This window comes from Candidatus Endolissoclinum faulkneri L2 (assembly GCF_000319385.1).
GTDB classification, from domain to species: Bacteria; Pseudomonadota; Alphaproteobacteria; order Thalassobaculales; family Thalassobaculaceae; genus Thalassobaculum; species Thalassobaculum faulkneri.
Genome location: NC_019566.1, coordinates 319,072 through 342,923, shown reverse-complemented (window position 1 = coordinate 342,923; position 23,852 = coordinate 319,072). Strand labels below are relative to the sequence as shown.

Below are 23,852 nucleotides of genomic sequence, written 5' to 3'. Positions count from 1 at the left end.
TATAAATATGTTATACAGAAAAATTATATGCATTAAAAATTTAGCCGAGTTAAAATAAAATCTATTCTGTATTATAATAAGTAGTCAGTAAAAATTTTGTTGTTTACTTATTTAACGTTGTGCTTATTTTGTTGTTTTGCGTAAAAAATTTTTACCTTTAATTTCTATACTCCGATTGAGTTCGATAAAAAATTACCATATTTATTAAAACTTTAACATTTAGTATTTTTATATTTTGACTAGCGACCAATTAACAAAGTTTTTTATAAGATATTTTAATTATTCATACTAAATAGTTTGTTGACAAAATGCATAAAATTTTATTTATTCTTTCTCCGTTATTGAAAGATAAAACAATAATTTGCTCAATGCGCAACTCATTCAATGATAGATTGGCTTTGTAATGTTAAACGGTAAAAATATATTCTAAGCAAAACAATTACTTATCTATATATCAAGCATTTTTTATTCGATAGATAATAACTGAACATTTTTTTACTAAAATACTTAGTGAAAATAGAATTATTGAGTATTAGGTTTTTTAGATAAAAATCTGTAATGCAATAATTACAATCAAGTTAATATATAGAATATACTAAAATTTTATTAAGTCGTATTAAACTTGAAGTTAGTTGATAGCAAGTGTTTAATTAACTATCTTAAAAATGCCATCTAAAGCATTAGTAAATTGATATTGGTTTTAAATCAATTTACTAAATAATCAATATTTATCGGATGTCAGTAAAATAAAATAGGTTGATTATTGCATTGCATTAGGTTTGGAATAATAATTTGTTAATTATAGCTTATAAAGCTGTTATTTTTGCAATTAAATGATTGTAATCAATCAGATTAATTTTGTCGATAGTATTGTTTTAAATAGTAGTTTTTATATTTTATTTACCGAATAATTTAACATTCTATCTAATATAATCGCAAAATATTTGCAGCAATCTTAAAGAATATTTAAATTAAGATATAATCAATTGAGTATACTATGATTAATTTTATAAATTAACCAATGCATACAACTTAATTTTCTGATAAATACACCAAAGTAACATTATGACATAATTTTCAAAAAGTTATGTTATTTATTATGTTTCAAATAGAGTAAAATTTACTGATTTATTTTATATATAAAACAATATATACCATGCTTTTTATTTATAATCTTGATATTGTTTTAATTGGATTGCAATAACAAAAATAGATCAATTTTAGTTACTTAACAAGTTTGGATCTAATACTGATGCTAAACTGATAGTTATTTAAAGTAGTGTTATATGGTTGTTTGCTGTTTTTTTAGAGTCAAGGAATTAATTCAATGACCAGTAAGCCGATTGATCTTAAAAGACAGACAGATTGGTTGTCTAAAGCAAATATTCTTACTGAAGCACTGCCCTTTATGCGCCAATATTCGGGCAAAACTGTAGTTATAAAATATGGCGGTCATGCGATGGTTGACAATAATTTAGCACTAAATTTTGCTGCAGATATGGTATTGCTGCAGCAAGTAGGCATGAATCCAGTTGTAGTGCATGGCGGTGGGCCGCAAATTACAAATATGCTTAAGCGACTTGATATTAAGAGCGAGTTTATAGATGGCCTTCGAATAACTAATCAAATGACAGTAGAAATTATCGAGATGGTATTATCTGGTTTTATTAACAAGTCCATAGTCTCTGCCGTTACTCAAGCTGGTGGGAAAGCTATTGGCTTGTCCGGCAAAGATGCTGGACTAATTCAGGCAAAAAAACTTTTTCTTAACAAGGTTGAACCAAATAGCAAGATAAAAACAGCAATAGATCTTGGATTTGTGGGTGAACCTAATAAAGTAGATGCTTCCTTATTGCGTTCACTAGCATTGCAAGATCTGATCCCAATAGTAGCACCGATTGGGCTTGGCTATGATGGTAAAACATACAATATTAATGCTGATACCGCTGCTGGTGCGATTGCTGCTGCCATTGATGCTAGCCGATTTATGTTGTTGACTGATTTAGAAGGGGTGCTAGATAAAAATGGCTGTCTGATTCCAGAACTTACTGTATCTCAAGCCCGTAAATTAATTGATGAGGGGATAATCTTTAACGGTATGATACCTAAGGTTGAAACATGCATAAAAGCTGTAGAATGTGGTGCTGAGGGTGCTGTGATAATAGACGGTAGAGTTCAAAATGGTGTATTGTTGGAATTATTTACTAATCATGGTATGGGTACTTGGATTCGATGCGACTAAAACAGCATAGCTATTACATTAGCTAAATATAGCATAAAAATAGTTTTGATTGAGTTTAATTATATTTTTGATAAGGATATATAGGAGGATTTAATCTTAAAAATTATAACAATAATTAACGAATCAAATTCTCCAACGAAGATCTATGTAGGTAAAAGATCCAATGCCATAATAATTTATACATGTATAGTCAAGCTATATAGATTTTTTACTGCAAATGGCAATAACTTCTTTATCATTATTAAACTAAACGGGCTGACTGATTCTATCCTGCTTTGATCGACAAGCTTTGAACAATTGTAAGTTTTGTTTGTGATTATCAATTTATTTATTAGCATTTAGACCAAATACATTTGACATAATAGAAGTAAATTACTGAGTTTGCTATAAATTTTTAAAAAATCACAGTAATGAAATTATAATTTCATTACTGTGAGCGAGCTAATTAATTTTGCTTAACTCAAATAAATTATTTAAACCCTAAAATAGTATTCATTGCCACTTTTATTGCTATTTCCGGTTTAATTAAATAATATTTATGATCAATTATTACTCGTAGCGCTACAAAATGTTAGTGTTAAAGGTTACTTGTATTATTTTATTAATAAATAGCCGAGCATGGCATTTTATGTTTATCCTCGCTTAGATGTAAGAAATGGCTGTATTGAAGTAATTATCATCTTTAATATAGTATTACATACTAACAATAGTTAACGAAATAAATTTATATCTAAAATTTATTATTAAGAATAATTTTTACTTGTGATATCTTTGCATTTAGATATATAATACTATTATCAATTTTGTTTAGCATTATAATTATCAACTAAACTAATTGATTTAAGTACTGTTTTATCTTATTATTCATTATGTCTATAATTTTTATTGTGTCACAAAGTGAAGGTTAGATATAACCTAAACTATATTATGTAATATAAAGTTATTTTTTTAATAAACTACGTATAATAAAATTACAATCTGCACTAGAAATTATAAAACTAATTAATGAATTAGCTTTACTTATCGCCTTATATCAATAAGGCAACTTAATTGATTATATAATTTATCCTTTTAAGCAAACATAAATATTCTATTTTTTCTACATAAAAAAATTTTTTACTTACAGCGTAAGTAAACTTTAATGAAAAAGGCTTAATAGACTATTATACAATGCAACCTATAATATGGGGCAACAACCGTAGTAAGTTTATTGGATCAAGTATTATCAATATACGATCATTGGCTACAGATACTTTGTGAGTAAAGCAACATAATGTATTTGTTGTAAAAGTAGTATACATTAATCGTATATTAAGTATTATTTATAAATTTACTTTTTTATACTAAAAAGGCAATTACGTAAGGCATACAATGGCTATTATATCAATAATAATCTGACTAGAATAAGATTAAGTAATATAATTTGATACTATGAATACTTATTGTGCTTTAATTTGGCTTACTTGAAATAACATTCTTTATATGTTTTTGCCATTTATTATTCAATATAAGAGAAAAAATTTTGTCCATTAATTGAATATTATCCTTATAATATAGAATACAAATAACGAATAAGCAAAAAGCTAATCAATCAATTTAATAAAAAAATTATCTTATATCATATCTAGATAATTACACGCTTCTAATAAAGCATATCGCACCAATTGCTCCACTTAATATTAAAAACTATTCTTAATTTTCTTTTCATCAACCAAAAGATTAATACAAAATAGAAATAGCAGTATACATTAAAGTTAATTTACTGTACATTAGCAATGTTTTTCTGAACGTTTATAATTTAGTATAATTATTTAATCAAATATTGAACTCATTTCTGAGCAGGAATGTTCTAGAAAATGCATTATTTTCAATAATAAGACCTGCAGTCAGCAATAAATTCTTTTTCTTCGCTAAGCTGCAAGCTTTTACTATTGCTTTATTACCTTTAAAATAAAATATTTTCTACTTACTGGTTCATTTGTATTAACATTAGCTAATACCATTAAGTTTGTTTCCCGTAAATGCTAAACCAATAGCAGGTACTATTTACAATAAAATTTATAAACTGAGGACATAATTTTTAGATAAAACATCTTAATATAACAGACTTTCACTTTTTCTACTCAACATCAATATCGGTTCTCGATGAGTGGTAAATATCCAAATTTTAACAATCACCTCCAGGACAACAGAGCTTCAAAAAAAATGTGTCCTATAGTTTCAACATTATTGGATAATAAGAGTAAAGTTTATGATGAGAATCAAGGCTAATAAAATAATTGATTCAATAAAAATTGAAGTAAAAGCAAAGGTTGATGCTTATAAGATTAAAGGTATAAAGCCAACAATCCAGACAATTATCGCTAGCGATAACGCAGCAATTAAGCCTTATATCCTCTCTAAAATAAAACAAGCAGCTAATCTGGGCATTGCTATGAAGGTCATTGAGCTTGGTTCTAACAAAAAACATGAAGCTTTTGAAGCACTAATTCGTGTATCGAACAATGATAAATCAATTCACGGAATTATAATTGATCTTCCCATACGTAATGACCTCGACCAAAACCAAGTGCTGACTATTATTGATCAAAAGAAAGATATAGACGGACTTAATCCTTTAAATCAAGCACTTATTCAACAAGGACAAGAAAATAAAACAATATGCCCGGCTGCACCACAAGCTTGTATTAAACTTGCCGAAACAATCGATTTGTTATCTGGAAAACAAGTAGTTGTAATAGGTCGTGGTCCAACTGTGGGTAAGCCGTTAGCGACTATGTTAATCAATCGGAATGCCACTGTAACCATTGTTCATAGTCGTAGTAAGAATCTTGCTCATACTCTTAGACCAGCTAAATTTATCTTTACAGCCACTGGTCAACCAGGACTACTAAATGCTAATAACGTAACAGCTAGGCATGTAATTATTGATGCTGGGATCGCTTACAAAAACGATAAGTTGGTTGGTGATTTTGATGTTGAAGCAGCTAATAAAGTAATGGCCTATAGCAGCGTACCTGGTGGTGTTGGATCATTAACCTCAGTAATTATTTTTTCCAATCTTTTGAAGTGCATGAATATGCAAGGATACTTTTGATGACAAACATGTTTTTTGAACAATCAATCAGTAATTTCCTTGAAGCAATTGCCAGTGATGATCCAGTTCCAGGTGGAGGCTCGGTGGGTGCTTATACGGCTGCGACGGGGATTGCACTAGTAATAATGGCACTTAAGATTTCTATTAAAAAAACAAACAATAAAGGGCAATTACTTAATTTAATTAAGCGTAGCCAATTTGTACTAGATGCGCTAAAAGTTAATCTGATAGAAGATATTGAATGCTTTTCAAGCTTCATAGAAGCTAAAAATAAACCAAATAACAACGAAATAGAAAGCAATAATCGCCAGCTTGCGATAAACGAAGCAGCAATAAAAGCTACCGCTGTACCAATATCTGCTGCAAGTCACTGTGTAACAGGCTTAAAGATTGCTGTAGAGTCTATTGCAATCTGTCGTAAAACAATTCTTAGCGATGTCTATACAGGTGCAAATTTGCTAAATACATCTTGCAATTCTATACTACTTAATGTTGACGCTAATCTTAATTTAATTAGCTCAAAAGATAAAAGGAATAGTTACTCTAACGCTAAAATTAAATTAATGACAGAGGCATCTGACTTGTTTCATGCTGTTAAGCGATAAATATTCACTAACCACTTTATAGTTACTACTAACTAGGAGAATTTATCATTGTCCTAGTTACTGCATCAATACTGTGGAATTTATAGTATAAATTATATTTATGAATACAAATCTATTTAAAAATAAATAATCAAAAAAATGAAAATTTTTTCTTTTAGCCTAAATTTAGTAATTTTGCTGACGATAACTGCTAAAAATTAGTGTATTGTTTATTTTGTTTATAAACATTATGGATTTACAGGTTTATTGATAATCAGTAATCAATTTAGACAAATTAAATAGCAAAATTAACCATTATCTCTTATAAACACTCCGGTAGAGTGTAGTGCGTTAGCTACTTTCTAGGCTAGTAGCAAATCAAACGTTGATATATTTGCACTCAATACTAACTATAAGAAATTATAAATTGATTAAACTTTTGTGGATTTTTATACCTGTTATCTTATTCACCGTACCATGATTAATTATATCATGTCATAATTATTTCAAGCGCCATTTTATTGTTACAAAAATCAATCGATCAATTCATGGTGATTAGCAGAAATTATAATAATTCTATCCATTTTATTTAACAATTGGCATTGTTCAGTTGTTAATAGAATTGACATTTTAATCGATCGCAAGATTGATAACGTTTCAATCATAAGAGCAGCGTTGATTTGTTAATCAAAATCTTTTAAACAGATAACTTAATTTTTATTTTTGTTTAAATCGTACTAATCAATTTACTTTTTTGAAAGTAAATTATCTGCAATTCAGTGTACTTTAATAAAAAACTGAGAATCGATAGTAAATAAAAATTATTTACTATTTTGGCTAAAATAGAAATATCTCTTAGATAAATTATATTGTATGTAAACTTACCTATATGACTCAAAAATGTTCAAAAAGTATAGTTACAAAATAAATAATATTTAATATAGTTATAACATTATCTATTATTGCAGTTTGCTTCCACTGAAAAACAAAATGCTTATTGCATTTTACTATATAAAAACTACATTGATAAAATCAATCAAATACTGTAACTGTTAGCTTATCAACTAATATATTGTTTATCAACAATATATTTTACAGTAACTTAATAATTAACTTAAATATCAATATATCTTTATATAATAAAAAACACAAAAGTTTAAAAATTTTTTGTAAAAATACTAGTATTTATTTTAGTGATTATACATTCATTTTCACAAATGATGGCTAATTTAATTTCAGAATAACATGAATTTAATTTTACATGATCAATACATATAAATTTTACTCCGTAAATTATTTACGTTAATATTCTATCTATAAAATAATTTTGATCTTGAGTAGTATAAAATTACAGTCAAACGATTGTATCACTTAAATATTAATTGTTCAGTTGATGATAAATATCTAACGAAATGGCATTATTTATCAAATAGAATAAAAATAATTTTATTAATTTAAGACGTAAATTAAATCTATCGCTAATTAATATATTATTAACTTAATAATATATTAATAAATATTTTGTATAAATCAAATTTGATAATCATAAATAAAATATTTTTTGCTTAAAAGCAAAATTTGTGCAGATAAGCAAATTACTTTTATAATTTTAAAAATTAATAGTAATTAACCTTAATAATTTTTTAAATATTGTATTGCTGAAATTAAGTAAAGATATAATATTTATGAATGAATTTATCTAATTTTAAGCATATATTGCAAATATTATTAGTGTAACGCTTGATTATTTATCAAAGAATATCCTTTTTACTTCAATTCAATGAATTTAATCAATATAAACAAGCTATTGCAGCGATAATTATAAAAAACTACTGTTTCGTAATTATCGCTGCATAATAAGTGATTTTATATTCATATCCATAAGCTTATCGATTTATTTTCAATAAAGCAATTTATCCGTTAATCTTCTTCTCGAAAAAAACACTCTGTTTGTCGAAGCAAGAAAGAATAAATTTTATGTTTATCAAAAAATCTGCTAAATACTAGTATTTTTATCCGTAGTATTCTCCAATGATTTTAGATGATTTTATTTCTGATAAAATTTATTGTACTGTACCTAACACGCCATGAAATCACTATTAGCTGTAAGCCTTCTTAAGGCAGAAAAAACTTAATATAGTCTGAAGCCAAACAATATATTTTAAATCAATTTATAATAAATCAATAAAATTTACATTTTACTTCTACATCATGGCGAAAAATACTTTTTGATAAAAATTTATCATATATTTATAAAAATTATAATCTAACAGCTACTAATAAATTGTCTACAGCATATTAATTCGCAACAAAATCGAACTGCTACACAAGATCGATAATTAATCGGATATTATTAAGTAAAGCCCATTATGAGCTAGATAATTTTATCTAATCATAGAACAGATTAAAAAATTAGTTGAGTAATTAAAAATAATCGAATGGAGTGTTAAATAGATTAATTTATACCTGAAAAAATACCGTAAAGAACTTCTCTTCAATGTGAAGAATTTATGAATAAACAATAATTATATCAGGTAAGATGTTTTGTAAGCTAATTTTATTAACTTTAAAGAAGATATCTGTGGATTATAAATTATGATAACAAATTTAATCATTTTGTTTAACTCTAATCTAAATTCATCACTCTCAAAAGTGCTACAGTATAACCTACAAACAATAAACCTACTCAATATGTTAAGTTAATTTAATAACTATAATTAGTTCAAGTACCTGTGTTAGCTAAAGTATATATAAGCTAAAATAGCCATCAGTAAAATTCCTTCCGTTCTGGAAGAAAGACCAATAATATTCGACAAATAATTGTAAAAAGATTTGACTTTCTTATCAAGAACAAATCCATATTACATTCCAAGATATAATAATTAAAACTAAAATATAACAACACTTTTACTGGCATGTTTATTACTAATTAATACCTTAATAAAGGTTATTAAACTAAAATTTTCTTTATTAAATATATGCTACTAGATCAAGTTGCACTAATAGTGCATTGTACAAATTATATTTAATTCTACTTTTATTATAAAAATTACTTAATTATTTTTATGCTTTAATAAATTACAGAACACTTGTATCAAGAAAAAATTATATTAACCGGTGTCTGATTTTTTAAAATTTAAGATTTTATTGACTCTCTAACTATCTAAGTTAGCCACTTTAAATCACGATTATTACTAATCTAATCGCAGTGAAATGAAGAATGAAAATAGATTCAAAGCTGTATCAATTTTTATTTGTCAGTAAGTTGATTGCTTTTTAACTTTATACTATTAGATACTTTACAAGTGTTAGCTTAGCTCTGCAAACAGCTGAACATGAACAAAGCTATCAGATATAATGCTTTATATAAAGCATTATATCTGAGACAAGTAATATTCTTAATACAAGATATTCTACCAATTTAATCATATATCCGCTATTAGTTAAAATTTTATGATCTTATGATAAAGATTATTTTAATAATTTATACTTCAATCGCAAGTTTATATATATACTTGTATCAATTTTAAAATAAATATTTTATGATCTATTAAACGTTGTGTGATTACTTACTTTAAAACTAGCTTTTCTATTTATGACATATAAAACACTGCCATCTGCTAAGGAATTATGACAGCTATGATCCGCCCTCGCTCTATAAGCGGCATGCAAGAATTATTACCTACTGAGCAGATCACCTTTAATCATTATAAGGATATTGTGCGAAAACATTTCGAGCTTACAGGAGCTGTGCCATTAAACACTTCAGCCTTCGAGCTACGCGAAGTGCTCATGGCAAAAGAAGAATCTAACAATACCAGCAGCATCGAAAAGCAAGTATACGGTGTACATCGAATAGCTAATGAGCATAATGAAACTAATTTTGCGCTACGCTTTGATTTAACAGTTCCTATGGCACGCTTCGTAGCACAACATGCAAGTAAGTTAATTTTTCCATTTCGACGCTATCAAATACAGCCAGTATGGCGTGGTGAAAGAGCTCAGGCTGGTCGTTACCGAGAATTCATTCAATGCGACATTGACGTTATCGGCGATCAAACACTAAATCTAATAAATGATGCTGAACTGCCAATAATTATTGATGGTATATTTAAAGATATGAATATCGGGCCATTTCAAATTCACATGAGTAATCGTAAGCTACTAGGAGGGTTATTGCTAGGTGCAGGTATTCCGGCTAATTCAATCACTAACGCTTTGCGATTGATTGATAAAATAGCAAAAGTAGGACAAGATGAAATACGCAAGCAGTTCTTTCAGTTGTATAGGTTGAAAGATAATCAGATTGATTTAATCATAACATATACCTCCTTAAGAGGTCCTGTAGATGAGGTAATCGACAAGCTGCTTACTTTAGTAGAGCAAAACCATAAAGCGAATGAAACTTATAAGGTTGGCATTAAGGAACTTACTACAGTTTCTGAGATAGTTTATAGTCTTGGTTTAACTTCTAAAACTTTTATTCTTGACCTTTCTGTTGCAAGAGGTCTTAGCTACTATACTGGCACAGTATATGAGACAACTTTAACCAATCATCCTGCACTTGGGAGCATTTGCTCTGGCGGGCGGTATGATAATCTAGTTGGCCTCTATAGTAATCGTAAGTTACCTGGCGTTGGCATGTCTATTGGATTAACCCGCCTAATTAGTCATTTGATGCATAAAGGATTACTTCAGCAAGCAAAACCTAGCATTGAGCCAGTTTTAATTATTGTGTTTAACCATAGTTACTTAGGTCGTTATTTAAGTATTGCTAACAGACTACGCCAAGCAGGAATTGCTACCGAAATTGCCACAGAGCAAACTAACATCAGTCAGCAGTTTAAATATGCCAATCGTAAAGGATTTAGACTAGCTATAATCGCCGGTGAAAAAGAATTCATTAACGGAACTTGGCAGTTAAAGGACATGACGACACGCAAGCAGATTGTAGTAAATAATTCTAAGTTAGTTGAAACAATCAATAAGATGCTCGCCTGCTAATATTTAGCTATATTTATTTTTTATTCCAATGTACTCAGCGCTTCTGCTGAAAATGATATTGTTATTTCTTTCAGAAAAGAAAGTAGCGAAATATTTTAATTACAAGCAAAGATCAATTTTTAGTTAAAATTATGAGCATTTAAATAATTTGCTAAGTTTATTGTGAATTAGAAACTTACTGCAATAGCGCACAAACTTACCTAATAAATTAAGTCTATAGTGGAATAATTAATCATAACCATCAGTCATATATCGATCTAACTCAGATATCCACTTTATATTTAATATGATGCAGTAGTTGTAAAAAATAATTTACTTAGTAGTTCTAGTATATAAACGATATACATAATCATTGATCTCTTTCCAACATTCGACTAAACAGTACTTTGCAAATATCAATAATTACTTAGTCATTTATAACCTTATCTAAACTAGGTAATCACCTTGTTTTCTTGAGTAAAAAATTTACAGCAAGATAATATTATCGAATGCTCTTGATAAATAAATAAATCATGGCTGAAGATTAATGTCTACTTAAAATAATATTAAAAATTTAACTATCATTAATCAGCATAAGCTGCAAGTTTAATCATCAGTCATTAGCTTTAATTACCTTTAAATATAACTTCCTATACAATATCCTTGAATAATTAATTGATTATTTTGTGCAATTGTAAACAAATAACTGTTAGCGCAAAAATTTAAGTAAAAAATATTACTCTAGCAAGTAATCAAACAATATCTATGTGACAATGTAAAAACTTTAACTAAATAAGCTTTCTTCTATATATTTAGATAGCTCAAGCACAGCAGATAATTTTATTACTTAATAACATAAATTAAACTACATTGTAGTATTAGCTTTGTAAAGGCAAACAGCAAAATTTTGATCAGAAAATATAAAACTATGATATAGTTAGCATAATTAGTTTTCTAAGAAATAAATAAGATAATCAGTACTAATAATTAATCTACAATTAAACCATCATTTAAAGATTAAACTAATATTAATCAAATCATTGATTCATGCCAAGACAACACTAAAGCCATTGCAAAGACATTTCCTTATTAGTCACATATAAAAATATCATCTTCAACATTAGAAGGTAAAAAATTACCTCATATAGGCAACATTATCAACTTCCAAAATACAGCAGCGATATAAAGTATTTGCTCTTGTTCAAGTATACTTGAATAGAGTAACAGCTAATCTAAACAATACTGAATCGCTTTATTTAGGATTTAATGATAGACAAATCGATCTTTCCAAGAAAACTTATTGCAACTGGACCAGTCATATATACTTGGCCATCACTATCCCAAGTAACCTCCAATATGCCTCCATCCTGTACAACACTGGCAGAACGACCAGTGATAAATCCGCGCAATATCCCAGCCACTACAGTAGCACAAGCTCCTGAACCACAAGCCTGTGTCATGCCAGCACCTCGCTCCCAAAAACGTACGCGCAAACTATTATGCGATAGAACCTTAACAAACTCGATATTAGATCTCTTTGGAAAGATTAAATTATTTTCAATCAAAGGACCAATGCTAACTAAGTCTAAGATGTCAATATCTTCTACAAAGAAGACCGCATGAGGATTTCCCATATTGACCATGGTGGCTAGGCCATACGATTCAGCACCTGGGACAGTTACCTTTAGAGTATCTCTCTCTACAGCAAGTGGGATATCACTCCAATTAAAATTTGGCTTACCCATACATACAGTCACGCATTTATTAGCCGAACGCGTGCAAACTAAACTACCATTCATAGTTTCCAATACTATTTTGTCGACATTAACCTCATCCATCAACAAATGTGCCACACATCGTGTTCCATTACCGCAAGTCTCCGCCTGGGAGCCGTCGGGGTTATGAATCTCCATATAAGCAAAGCCATTATTCTTTGGTGGCAAAATAGTAAGAAACTGGTCGCAACCTACTCCACGCCAACGATCGCTCATCATGCGATAGTGCTCTTCGCTCAAAGCTATCTCTGATTTACGTCCGTCCACAACGATAAAGTCGTTGCCTAGGCCATGCATTTTTAGAAATGCTAATTCCTTAATCATATTCTTAAGAAAAAAATAATATTTTATATATACCCAGTTGCTTATCTATTCTGTTGGAAAAATTTGCACTTCTAGTCATCAATAAAAATGATTGCAACTAATATTTCTGTACGCGATCAAATAATGTTTTTTTTGATATAACATATCATCGTTGATGAGGTATAGAAGACATTAAACTAAAGCAATCTAGATTGTTAATCTATAAGATTAACAATATGCCAAAAATAATTCTTAACTTCCTACCAGCGGAACCTGATAATCAAAAGAACCAATTAGCTATTATATGAGATTATCAACAAATAATACAAATACATGCAAAATAGTAATAAACTATTTTGCATAAAATAAATTTCACATAACGAGTTTAATGAATTAAATTTATCACTTTGATTTAAGTAATCTCGACTATAATAGTGCAAAATAATAAAATTGTAGTTTGTTAAACTATAATCAAATAACTGATAATAATCTAATGATTGAGGTAGAAATAAATAATTTTCTTTGTAAAACAAAATAAATGTTTGTAAGTTTAGTTTAAGTCGCTACATTAATACTCTCCACGTCTAGTTTAATTATTAGCATGATAATCAGTAAGGAAACCTTAATGCTTAATTTGCGTCAACTTGATGGCCTATTGCAGTTATTTAGATTAAAGAAAAGACTAGTAGTGAGCTGAAGAATGATACGTATACAATTGAGTAGCAGATTTATAGTCAGTTCTTTGGTGTTATAATCATAATCTCAATAGCAATAAATCTGCAACGATAAGTTGATAATCTTTACTGAAATAAAGCTTGCTTTTTAAGCAAGCAATTTTACTTTAATTAACAAGCAATTAACATAATTTGCTAAAAAGCTAATTTTTACCAATTTTACAATCAACAATCATTATTGCTTAGGTACATTAAATAACGCAAATTTATTTTTGACAGTAAAACGTTTATTGTAATCCTTACACACCAAGATACTATTATGACACACAAAAAAGCAATCTACCGTAGCGAACTAATTTATATTTAGCTAGCGACGATTAGCATCAACTACATCTAGTATAAAGCAAAATAAAAAATTACTAAAATTAAGATAGAAAAATTTGGCTATTAAGATACAAACAAGTATTTCATTATAGCGAAATCTAAAAAATAATTAACTCAGGCAAAATCAATTATTTAATTTAAAATAATCACTGTTGAACATTCATTATAGTCAACTGATTAAGAAGTATATCTATCTTTTAAGCATCAACGACAATAAAAATAACTTGATAAAAAAATAGATGAGAATATAGTCAGGGCTATATGACTATCACTCAGCCAAATAATTTTAAAAAAACAAAACTGCATGCGTGACTTATAAATTAGCTAAAGATAAATTAAATATTTGCCTAATACATTTTTAATGTATAAAATATGAGATTAAATAATATCCTTACAAAATTTGTATTACTTTTAAGATAATAATTAAAGTAATTTAAAATAATTAATCAGCTGATTTTATGCTACAATTTTTATGTATGTCATGCTCAATAAGGTTTGAATTTAATTAAATAATTATACGGTTATTGAAATTTTTTGTCTTTTCGGAACACTACCTTAATATTTCATTATTAACTGCTGGCTGTACAATAATCAATAAAAGTAACAATGCCTTCCTCAATTAGTTTAGTTGTAGGTAGTACAGGTTATCTATTTAAAACAAAAAGATTTATTAATTATTATAATATAATTCACTGCATGATTTATGTTTTAAAACTCTTAAAAATCATCGTTTTTAATAAACTTACTTCACTGTATGCGACTAGGTTAGTTATTTTTGATAATAATAAAGTTATACCTTTATTATTATCATTTCATTAAATCTAAGCAATAACTTGCAGCCTAAGACCTGTCATATCTAACAGGAATAGATAGCTCATGGTAAAGCGAGATTAATTTTCATCTCTTGCTATAAAGAATTTGAAAACATAATATATGTTAGCTTATTGAGAGTAGCATCGATAATTGAATAAAGTTTAAGCAATTAAAAATATTATTTTCAAGCAGCTTCATCTTTCAATATCAATAATTAAATTATCTTTAGATAAAAATCGAATGGAAAAGATATAGAAGAATAGAAAAATAATTTGTATGAACTAAAAATTCATTCTATGAAATGATTAATATCAATTAAATTATGGGCTTTACTAAATTTTCATAAGAATAAAACTATAGGAATTTTTCCTCTGCTCGTCGTTGTTAGCGCATATTCTAAGTTGAAATATTAATGCTGATTTTCTACTAAAATAGATAATTTTTATAGTATTAGTGATAATAAAATTGTGTAAAATTTTACTATATATTTGGTTATTATAACAAGCGTAATTATTTATTGCATGTTTAGTTAAATTTAGAAAAATCCTTCTTATTACTTAGCAATTTTCTTGCACTAATTTACTAAACCAGTATCCAAAAAATTAATTTTTAATTTGTAGTCCACTAATTCAAAAAGTTGTAAATCACTTAATAAATGTATTAACTTTCATTTGGATATTTTACACTAGTTAGGTACAATCCATCAGGTGGGGCAGTTGGACCAGCTGCAGAACGCTGACGTGCAGCTAGTACCTCAGATACTTTGCATGAAGTCCATTTGCCTATGCCTACCAATGCGAGTGTGCCAACCATATTGCGCATTTGATGATGAAGAAATGATCGAGAACGAGCAATAATAACGATTCGATTTTCACTTTTGCGAAAAATATCCAATTGATCCAAGGTCTTTTCAGGTGAATTTGACTGACATTGTCTAGCACGAAAACTGGTAAAGTCGTGATGTCCGACTAAGCAATGGGCAGCTTCTTGCATGGCTTCCACAAAGAGCGGAGCCTTTACGTGCCAAACTAAACCACGATAAAGTGCTGTTGGCGCGTATCTATTTAAAATTTCATAGTGATAACAACGCTCGATAGCAGAAAAACGCGCATGAAAATCTTCTTTTACTTCTTCAGCTGCCACCACCACAATAGGTTCAGGGCGAATTAAGGCGTTAATAGCCTTCATAACTGTTTTAGCGTCAAACTTATTATTGGCTAGCTGAATATGGGCAACCTGGCCTGTAGCATGCACTCCTTTGTCAGTTCGCCCAGCTCCAGCAACTTCGACGCGCTCACCGGAAAAGGCAAATACAGCATTCTCCAAAAAATTCTGAACTGATGGCCCATATGACTGGCGTTGCCAACCAATATATGGCCGGCCATCGTATTCAATTTTTAACTTAAAGCGCGACAAAGAGCACCGCTTCCTAATCCAATATACTTCCAGGCTTAATCGGAAAGCCACGCAAAAAATCTTCTACGTTCACTATCTTCTTTCCCGGTCGCTGCACAATCGTCGGAAAAAATATTCCATCAGCGCAAGAGACCTTCAGTTCTGAATCTAGCACAGTACCAGGAAAATTAGTAATTTGTCCAACATCAAGCGCAGTTGCTGCAAACACCTTAATAGGTATGCCATTATATTCAAAAAAAGCCCCTGGCCAAGGATTAAAAGCACGAACTAAGCGCTCAAGCACCATGGCAGATAAGTGGAAGTTAAGTCTGCCGTCTTCACGCTTTAATTTCTTAGCGTACGTTACCTCTTTTTCTACCTGCGGTGTACTAATCAGCTCACCATGTGCCAAAGCTTCAACTGCCAAAACGATAAGCTCCGCACCAAGAACACTTAATTCACCTTCCAAGCTCTGGAAAGTACTCTTCCTCGTGATAGGCACCATACCACTAAGAAGCACATCGCCAGTATCCAAGCCTAAATTCATCTGCATAATAGTAACGCCAGTTTTCATATCACCAGCTAAAATTGCATGCTGAATAGGGGCAGCTCCACGCCACCTAGGCAATAAAGAAGTATGAACGTTAATACTACCAAGCCGCGGTGCATTCAAGATTTCTTTTGGCAAAATCAATCCATAAGCCGCAACCACCGCAAGATCAACCTTAAGAGCAAAAAACTTTTTCTGCTCAAGCGGATCGCGCAAATTAAATGGTGTGCGCACAGATATACCTAGCTTAATCGCAGCATCTTTAATCGAAGTTAACTTATTTTTTTTTTTGTAAGTTATCGTAGAAGTAGAAGGTGGCATATAAACGCAAACAATATTATGACCAACATCAACCAGTGAGCGAAGAATCCGTACTGAAAAATCTGAGCTACCCATCATAGCTATACTCAATGGCGCACAATTCGTTAACATCATGATAATCAGGGAGTAACTGTTCCGGAGTGCGTATTTTTACGTATGATTTTTTTTACTCTAATCATCTTTTTAAAAAAGATATTCCTTTTTAATCTGGAAATATTATCAACTAAAAGTATGCCGTTAATATGGTCAATCTCATGCTGCAAGCAAATTGCCAGTAATCCTTTGGCATGGATTTCTTGCTTATGACCATTACGATCAACATAACGCACCTTCACCGCCGCTGAGCGCTTTACATCCGTATAAAAATCAGGTAATGATAAACATCCTTCCTCATAGGTAATATTATCGTATGATCTCCAAATTATTTCCGGATTTGCCAAGCATAACGGCGCTTGCTGGCTGTCTTTTTTGGAAACATCTAGGACAATAACACGCTTTGTCACACCAACTTGGGGGGCAGCAAGACCAATACCCGGCGCATCATACATGGTTTCAAGCATGTCCTCCATCAGGGTAAGAATCTCCTTGTCCACAAATGCTACTGGAGTGCAATTAACCTTTAAAATAGGATCTGGTGCCCAGATTATTGATTGTTTTGGCATGTTAATAACCATGTCTATTCGACAGTATAATTACAATCAAAAGCATGAAAAAAACTTTACTTGTTGTTCAAGAATATGATAGCTCCTTCCAGGTGAAGTAAGTTCATTTCACTTTATTAAAAGAGATAACACATTTCGGTTTGCTTACGCTACGAGTATTGCACAATCATTAGATAAAAGTAAAGTTAATATCAACTTAATCATTAAACATCAATTGTCTTGATTACTACAGTAAAATAAAACTGAACTGTAAAGACATGAAGATTAGTAGTATATTTTTGCAAAACTTGACTACCACAAATCATAAAGTGATATGATTGTTTATTAAATATAATTAGTAGGATTTACTCCTAAGCTACTCCAAACAACATTAAGCTAATGTACAAATTTATAGAAAATTTTATGCCTTAATCTATTTTTAAAGTTAATTTTTACTTCATCAGTAGTAAAAATTAACTTTTTTACAAAGATTTCATCAGAACAACAATTGCGTAAAAACAAGAAGTTAACTATATGATAACATATAAGCTTTTAACCTAATATAAGCTAAAATATAGTTACACTAGTTAGTAATTAGGTATTAATTTTGTATAAAGAATTATAAAACCAACTGATATTTAAAATAATCTCATTGTATATGTTAAAATCATATGTTTGATTTATTGCAAGCATTATTGCATACTGCCAGATATTTAGTTAAATTAATAATTGCTTAAACAAACCGTACAATATTCGCATGCGATCTTGTTAATATTATGACAAAAAAAGCATTGATCTTGCCCAGGATTTTTTATTAAAATGAATAATAGTTAAATTATCTTTATGAGCACCTTAGTTCGATTAAGCTAATGATAGATTAGTTATTTCTGATTAAAAGCATACCATTGATATATTTAGATAAATTAAGCAAAAGTCTACTTTTACCAAAAAAAACTTTGTTATTATTACAAAAAAATAATTTTGTTATTATTACAAAAAAATAATATAGAACAAATATTCCAAATTTTTGTTATCAATATTACTAATAGTATTGCTTTGTTCTACGGCAATAGTTATTGAGAGTATAATTATCATTTTACATTAAAAAATTATAAAAAAGTTTAACTTTAATGTATAGATGACATTACACAAACAATTTTGTGTAGCCTACTTTATTTAAGTTCTAGTTTTTAAGTCTTAATAAACTAAGCTGCATTGCAGCCTTAAATCACTAATAATCAATTGGAGATTGAGTTTTTGTATTGTAAACCAAACATATCGGTGCAAATACCAAGATAAGAATTATAATATTGCATCAATAATTAATTTTTATCTAAATAATACCAGCATATATACACGCATTGTGTGCAATATAATTGTTTTTTTAAAAAAAAGTTAGTTATATTGGTAACTACCGGTAGATAAAAATTAGTTACACAGCATTCGCTATAAAAATTAAATAAATTTTTATAGGTATATTTTCGTACAAAATTTTCTCATGAAGAATTTTTATGCAAGTGCTAATAAATACTAAAATTTTATCAAAAATTAAATTTTAAGCTAAAAACATGGCAGAAATAAATATTATTTTACTAGTAATTATCGCTGCAATTATTTCAATCGCAACCTACTTTATTCTAACCCAACATAATCGTTCAAAAGTAGATAAGCTGCTAGAAAAAAAAGATGAGCAACAGCAGGCACTAACCGAACGTATGTCAGCCAGCCAAGAACAACTCTCAGGCCGCATAGCCCAAATTGCTAATAGTCAAATCATATCCCAAGCACGCATAGCAGAAGCACTTCAAGTTCAAGAACGTGAACTCTCAAATAAATTAGACAAAAGACTAAACGATATGAACAGCTGGATCAGCGACGGCATAGAAAAATCATCAAAATCAATCGAATCAACCGCTAGTGATCTAAAGGAGCGGTTAGCTATAATTGATCGAGCTCAAAAAAACATGACAGACTTATCAATTCAAGTAGATAAATTACAATCTATACTTTCAAACAAACAGGCCCGCGGCACGTTTGGAGAAATTCAACTTAAAGATCTAATCACTCAAGCATTGCCACCAAGCGTTTATAGTTTTCAAACTTCCTTAAGCAACAATTTTCGGGTTGATTGCTTGCTAAATCTACCCAATCCACCTGGTACAATTGCTATCGACGCTAAATTTCCTTTGGAAGCATATTATTTGCTTCAAGCGTCAACGAAGGACGAGGAGCGCGCAACTGCACGTCGGCGTTTAGCTCAAGAAGTTAGCGTACATGTACGAGCTATAGCTGAAAAATACATTATACCTGGCAAAACTGCAGAATCAGCCCTGATGTTTCTGCCCTCCGAAGCAGTATATACTGAGCTGCACTCAAATCTACCAAGCGTAGTCCAAGAAGCCTTTCGTCGTCGAGTATGGATCGTATCACCAACTACTTTGATGGCCACGCTAAACACAGTGCGTGCAGTGCTGAAGGATGCTTCCATGCGAGAGAATGCTGATGTAATTCAGGATGAGGTTAACAGACTCTTAGATGACATAATACGATTAGATGAGCGTGTAAGCAAACTTGACAAGCATTTTATACAAGCAAACGAAGATATTCGGCAGATTAGAATTTCAACTGAAAAGATTACAAAACGCAGCGAACGTATTCAAGAGTTGGAATTAGAGCAACCAACCATTATCGGAGATGTAAGTAGAACAAAAATTGCTAATATTAAAGATTAATTTTACTTTTTCATTCTATTAAGATATATAATATTTAGGCTAATAAGAATAATTTATTATCAACACATCTTTTACTATTAATCGCAATGATTTTTGACTTGAAAAAATTTTTGCATAATTGAATCTTATTGGTTCTTAAAAGCCTTCACTGATTAACTATGAGATCAGTATTAAGAAATGCTGCATAAAGCGATAGCAATAACTTACTACCATAATTATTGTTTTATTCGTAAGGCCTTTTCCGCTCGCTTAATCTTAGAATTGCTGGATAGTTTTAAGTAAAGCGATCTTAGTTCTCTAAGTCGAGCAAGTTTACTTAAGCTTATATTAAATAAATTTGTCCTCGCAAAAAACATCTTTGCTTTTTAGTAGAAATACTGCTTATACTAATGCTCAAACAAGATTACCAAAAACATACTAAGTATATGAAAATTATACTAAAGATCTATTATCTTCTTAATTATGAAAGACATTACTTATATATTTAAATATATTGCCAACCAATGATTCTTAATTAGTTGGCTAATATTATAATTGGCTATCGGATAAACAAAAACCTCAGTGTGCGTTTGAGAATGCACTGTTTAATGAATACTAGCTAGTTAATAGCAATTTTTCTTAACGCAAGCGCAGATCACGAATCTGTTCCAGTCCGCGTTGAGTATCAACACTGAGAGGAACTGTTTCAACTCGAGCAACTTCTATACGCATTCCAGCTTCAATGGCCCTAAGTTGCTCTAGGCGTTCGCTAAGTTCCAATGGTGATTGTGGTAAGGTAACAAATCTCTCGAGCGAAGCTCGACGATAGCTATAAAGACCAATATGCTGAAATACTTCACTATAACCCCAGGGAATTGGGTACTTAGAAAAGTATAACGCTCTACCGAATAATCCATTAGCCTCCCACGAAGTTACTACTTTATTAACGCTACTATTTGGATTGAAATGATCCGGATCTGTAATTGCACTGGCTGCTGTTCCCCAGTCAGCGTTTGGCATTCGAGTCAAAGCCCTAATAGTAGCATGCACAGTTTTACTCTCCAGAAAAGGAAGATCAGCCTGAATATTAATGATCAAATCATAAATTTCATCCGGATCAATTTTATCTAAAGCTTGATGAATTCTATCAGTGCCTGACGGTAGGTTAGGATCAGTCATTACCGCGTGTCCACCAGCCTGCACTATTACCTCCTCGATTGCTGGATCATCAGCGGCAACTACGACAGGAGCGATATCAAACTCTTGCGCATTACGTAATACCTGAACAATCATCGGCATTCCGTTAATATCGGCAAGTACTTTCTTCGGTAGTCGTGATGAGTTTAATCTAGCAGGAATCAACAATATGGGATTCATCTAAGAACAAATGGTTATTATTGCGGACTCAAAAAACAACATCAAATTTACGTTATACCAATAACCCCATGGACATAAGTAAGAAAAAAGCATAACATCAGATATTCTTGATTAAAACGAAGAATTTACAATTACTTGCAATTATCTATCATGGAGTTGTGAAATTTTTGGTTATAATAAATTATATAGGAACAAAAATTTTTCTATGAAGTCAGTCTGTATAATGAATGAACCTAAAAGCTAATAACAAAATTTAAAGCTATAAAATTCTTTGCTAGCAAGCAACTTAATGCTATTAAGATACTATGTTAGATAGATTAGCCTGCTGATCAGTGTGGCAGAGTTAGAAGCATTAACCGCATACAAGCTTATCTAGAAAAACCAAAAAAAAGTGAGGTTTTCCTTTAAAGGAAAAATTGTTAATAGCATTTCCGTGTTATTTGACGATAATGACCTATTAAGTAACTAATTCATATTAAATATGGCAGCAATGCTGGCTGGCAGATGGATAAACGCAAGTAAGCTAAATTTTTTTAGTTCTCGTTTATTCAATAATTGGGTTATAATATTATTTTTTAGATATAAAATATTTGGAGGGCAATTATGCTTAAGAAATAAACTTGATGGATTGCTAATGATACAATAAAATTAGAAATCTTAAATATTTTATAGGTCTTAGCGTATATTGGATTAAATAAGGTTTTTACAACATACAGTAGTTTATGATCGATCAGCTAAATCTAAAGGGAGTTAATAAGAGGGAGAAGATAAATATCCTGACACAAGATCGCTAACTTCTAAAATATGATTATGTTTTGCTTCATTCTTGGGACATTTTATTTATACATAGTAAAGAATTAGAAGTAGGCAAAAAAATTAAAGAAGCTTTATAAAGAAATCTTAAATTTTGATCATTTAACACGTATGGCAAATTTTACACTTAAAACAGCAATAGACTTTGCAATTGATTTAGCAAATGCAGCTCGTCCTGTCATTATGCAATATTTCCGCACACGAAATATTGTTGACATTAAATACGATAACACTCCGGTGACCATAGCTGATCGCAGCATAGAAAAGATTATGAGGACAATGATTGAGAATAAGTTCCCTGATCATGGTATCGCTAGTGAGGAATTTGCTCCAAAGAATTTGAATGCTGAATATGTATGGTCGCTCGACCCAATTGACGGAACAAAAGCATTTATTACAGGTCGACCAAGCTTTGGTACTATGATCGGACTATTGCATATTGGTAATCCAGTACTTGGGTTAATTGATTGCCCAATCTTAAACGAGCGATGGATTGGTGGTCCAGAAATTACTACTACCATGAATGGGAATAAATTAATGGAGTTGACTCACAAAACACTTGATCAGGCGATTTTAGCTGTTACTTCGCCAGATATGTTTAACTGCCTAGATGCTAGCATCTTTTCAACATTGAAAGCAAAATGTAAACTTACATTGTTTAGTGGAGACTGTCATAATTTTGGCTTGTTAGCATTTGGTACTATTGATTTAGTTGTAGAGTCAAATCTCAAAGATTACGATTATCTTGCCCCATCCGCTGTGGTAACTGGAGCTGGAGGTTTGCTAACCGATTGGAATGGCGTTCCGGTCAAACTTGGTTCTACTACACACATTATAGCCGCTCGTGATCATTCTTTACACGCTTCTGCGGTTGATATCCTTTCCAACAAAAATTGATAATAGCTAAAGAGTAAGGCCATTTAGCTATTATCAATAGCATTAATATATCTTGGTTTGCTTCATGGCTTTATTTGTTATCACGACACTATTTTTTAATTAAAATAATAGCAAGTAACCTGATACGCTGTATCATTAAATTAATTTAAAAATTAATGGATAATTTAAATCATTATTAGAAATAGTTTGCTAAAACTTAGCCGTTAACAGCAAACTATTTAATCACTTTACTAATAGTACAGGCTATGATTTATAATTTATTTATCTTGCAAACGATTTATTCAATAAATGC

General features: G+C 30.2%; 11 protein-coding genes. 6 read left to right on the top strand and 5 right to left on the bottom strand.

What is annotated here, in order from left to right:
• The first annotated feature begins 1,327 nt into the window (after positions 1–1,327).
• The 4 genes from argB to hisS all read left to right on the top strand — a co-directional run bounded on the left by argB (position 1,328) and on the right by hisS (position 10,927).
• Entirely contained in the window at positions 1,328–2,242 is a 915-nt protein-coding gene (argB, locus tag A1OE_RS01105; protein ID WP_015088067.1) for an acetylglutamate kinase, read from the top strand.
• 2,251 nt (positions 2,243–4,493) lie between these two features.
• Complete coding sequence (locus tag A1OE_RS01100) at positions 4,494–5,339, top strand: bifunctional 5,10-methylenetetrahydrofolate dehydrogenase/5,10-methenyltetrahydrofolate cyclohydrolase (RefSeq protein ID WP_015088062.1); 846 nt, start codon at positions 4,494–4,496, stop codon at positions 5,337–5,339.
• Positions 5,339–5,944, top strand: a complete 606-nt coding sequence (locus A1OE_RS01095; RefSeq protein WP_015088061.1) for a cyclodeaminase/cyclohydrolase family protein — start codon at positions 5,339–5,341, stop codon at positions 5,942–5,944. Before A1OE_RS01100 ends, A1OE_RS01095 begins: the two co-directional genes overlap by 1 nt.
• 3,609 nt (positions 5,945–9,553) lie before the next feature.
• Positions 9,554–10,927 (top strand): histidine--tRNA ligase, encoded by a 1,374-nt coding sequence (hisS, locus tag A1OE_RS01090; protein WP_015088053.1) that lies wholly within the window; start codon positions 9,554–9,556, stop codon positions 10,925–10,927.
• A gap of 1,235 nt (positions 10,928–12,162) precedes the next feature.
• Here the strand turns inward: hisS and dapF are convergent.
• The 4 genes from dapF to def all read right to left on the bottom strand — a co-directional run bounded on the left by dapF (position 12,163) and on the right by def (position 17,795).
• Positions 12,163–12,978, bottom strand: coding sequence for a diaminopimelate epimerase (gene dapF, locus A1OE_RS01085; protein ID WP_237737659.1), 816 nt, complete (start codon positions 12,976–12,978; stop codon positions 12,163–12,165).
• A gap of 2,537 nt (positions 12,979–15,515) precedes the next feature.
• Positions 15,516–16,271 (bottom strand): tRNA pseudouridine(38-40) synthase TruA, encoded by a 756-nt coding sequence (gene truA, locus A1OE_RS01080; protein WP_044283202.1) that lies wholly within the window; start codon positions 16,269–16,271, stop codon positions 15,516–15,518.
• 13 nt (positions 16,272–16,284) lie between these two features.
• Positions 16,285–17,235 (bottom strand): methionyl-tRNA formyltransferase, encoded by a 951-nt coding sequence (gene fmt / locus A1OE_RS01075; protein WP_015088048.1) that lies wholly within the window; start codon positions 17,233–17,235, stop codon positions 16,285–16,287.
• 5 nt (positions 17,236–17,240) lie between these two features.
• Complete coding sequence (gene def, locus A1OE_RS01070) at positions 17,241–17,795, bottom strand: peptide deformylase (RefSeq protein WP_015088047.1); 555 nt, start codon at positions 17,793–17,795, stop codon at positions 17,241–17,243.
• A 1,535-nt stretch (positions 17,796–19,330) separates the two neighbouring features.
• Here def and A1OE_RS01065 point away from each other — a divergent pair.
• Entirely contained in the window at positions 19,331–20,494 is a 1,164-nt protein-coding gene (locus tag A1OE_RS01065; RefSeq protein WP_015088044.1) for a DNA recombination protein RmuC, read from the top strand.
• A 618-nt stretch (positions 20,495–21,112) separates the two neighbouring features.
• On the opposite strand, the gene A1OE_RS01060 is transcribed toward A1OE_RS01065, so the two are convergent.
• Positions 21,113–21,850, bottom strand: a complete 738-nt coding sequence (locus A1OE_RS01060) for a 3-deoxy-manno-octulosonate cytidylyltransferase (RefSeq protein ID WP_015088043.1) — start codon at positions 21,848–21,850, stop codon at positions 21,113–21,115.
• Between the two features lie 924 nt (positions 21,851–22,774).
• On the opposite strand from A1OE_RS01060, the gene A1OE_RS01055 reads away from it, so the two are divergent.
• Positions 22,775–23,560, top strand: a complete 786-nt coding sequence (locus A1OE_RS01055; RefSeq protein ID WP_015088041.1) for an inositol monophosphatase family protein — start codon at positions 22,775–22,777, stop codon at positions 23,558–23,560.
• Positions 23,561–23,852 lie beyond the last annotated feature (292 nt).

Coding starts and splice junctions, on each gene's coding strand:
- def (WP_015088047.1), bottom strand. CDS start 17,795: ATGGTTATTAACATGCCAAAACAATCAATAATCTGGGCACCAGATCCT.
- dapF (WP_237737659.1), bottom strand. CDS start 12,978: ATGCATGGCCTAGGCAACGACTTTATCGTTGTGGACGGACGTAAATCA.
- A1OE_RS01100 (WP_015088062.1), top strand. CDS start 4,494: ATGATGAGAATCAAGGCTAATAAAATAATTGATTCAATAAAAATTGAA.
- A1OE_RS01065 (WP_015088044.1), top strand. CDS start 19,331: ATGGCAGAAATAAATATTATTTTACTAGTAATTATCGCTGCAATTATT.
- A1OE_RS01095 (WP_015088061.1), top strand. CDS start 5,339: ATGACAAACATGTTTTTTGAACAATCAATCAGTAATTTCCTTGAAGCA.
- argB (WP_015088067.1), top strand. CDS start 1,328: ATGACCAGTAAGCCGATTGATCTTAAAAGACAGACAGATTGGTTGTCT.
- fmt (WP_015088048.1), bottom strand. CDS start 17,235: ATGATGTTAACGAATTGTGCGCCATTGAGTATAGCTATGATGGGTAGC.
- A1OE_RS01055 (WP_015088041.1), top strand. CDS start 22,775: ATGGCAAATTTTACACTTAAAACAGCAATAGACTTTGCAATTGATTTA.
- A1OE_RS01060 (WP_015088043.1), bottom strand. CDS start 21,850: ATGAATCCCATATTGTTGATTCCTGCTAGATTAAACTCATCACGACTA.
- hisS (WP_015088053.1), top strand. CDS start 9,554: ATGACAGCTATGATCCGCCCTCGCTCTATAAGCGGCATGCAAGAATTA.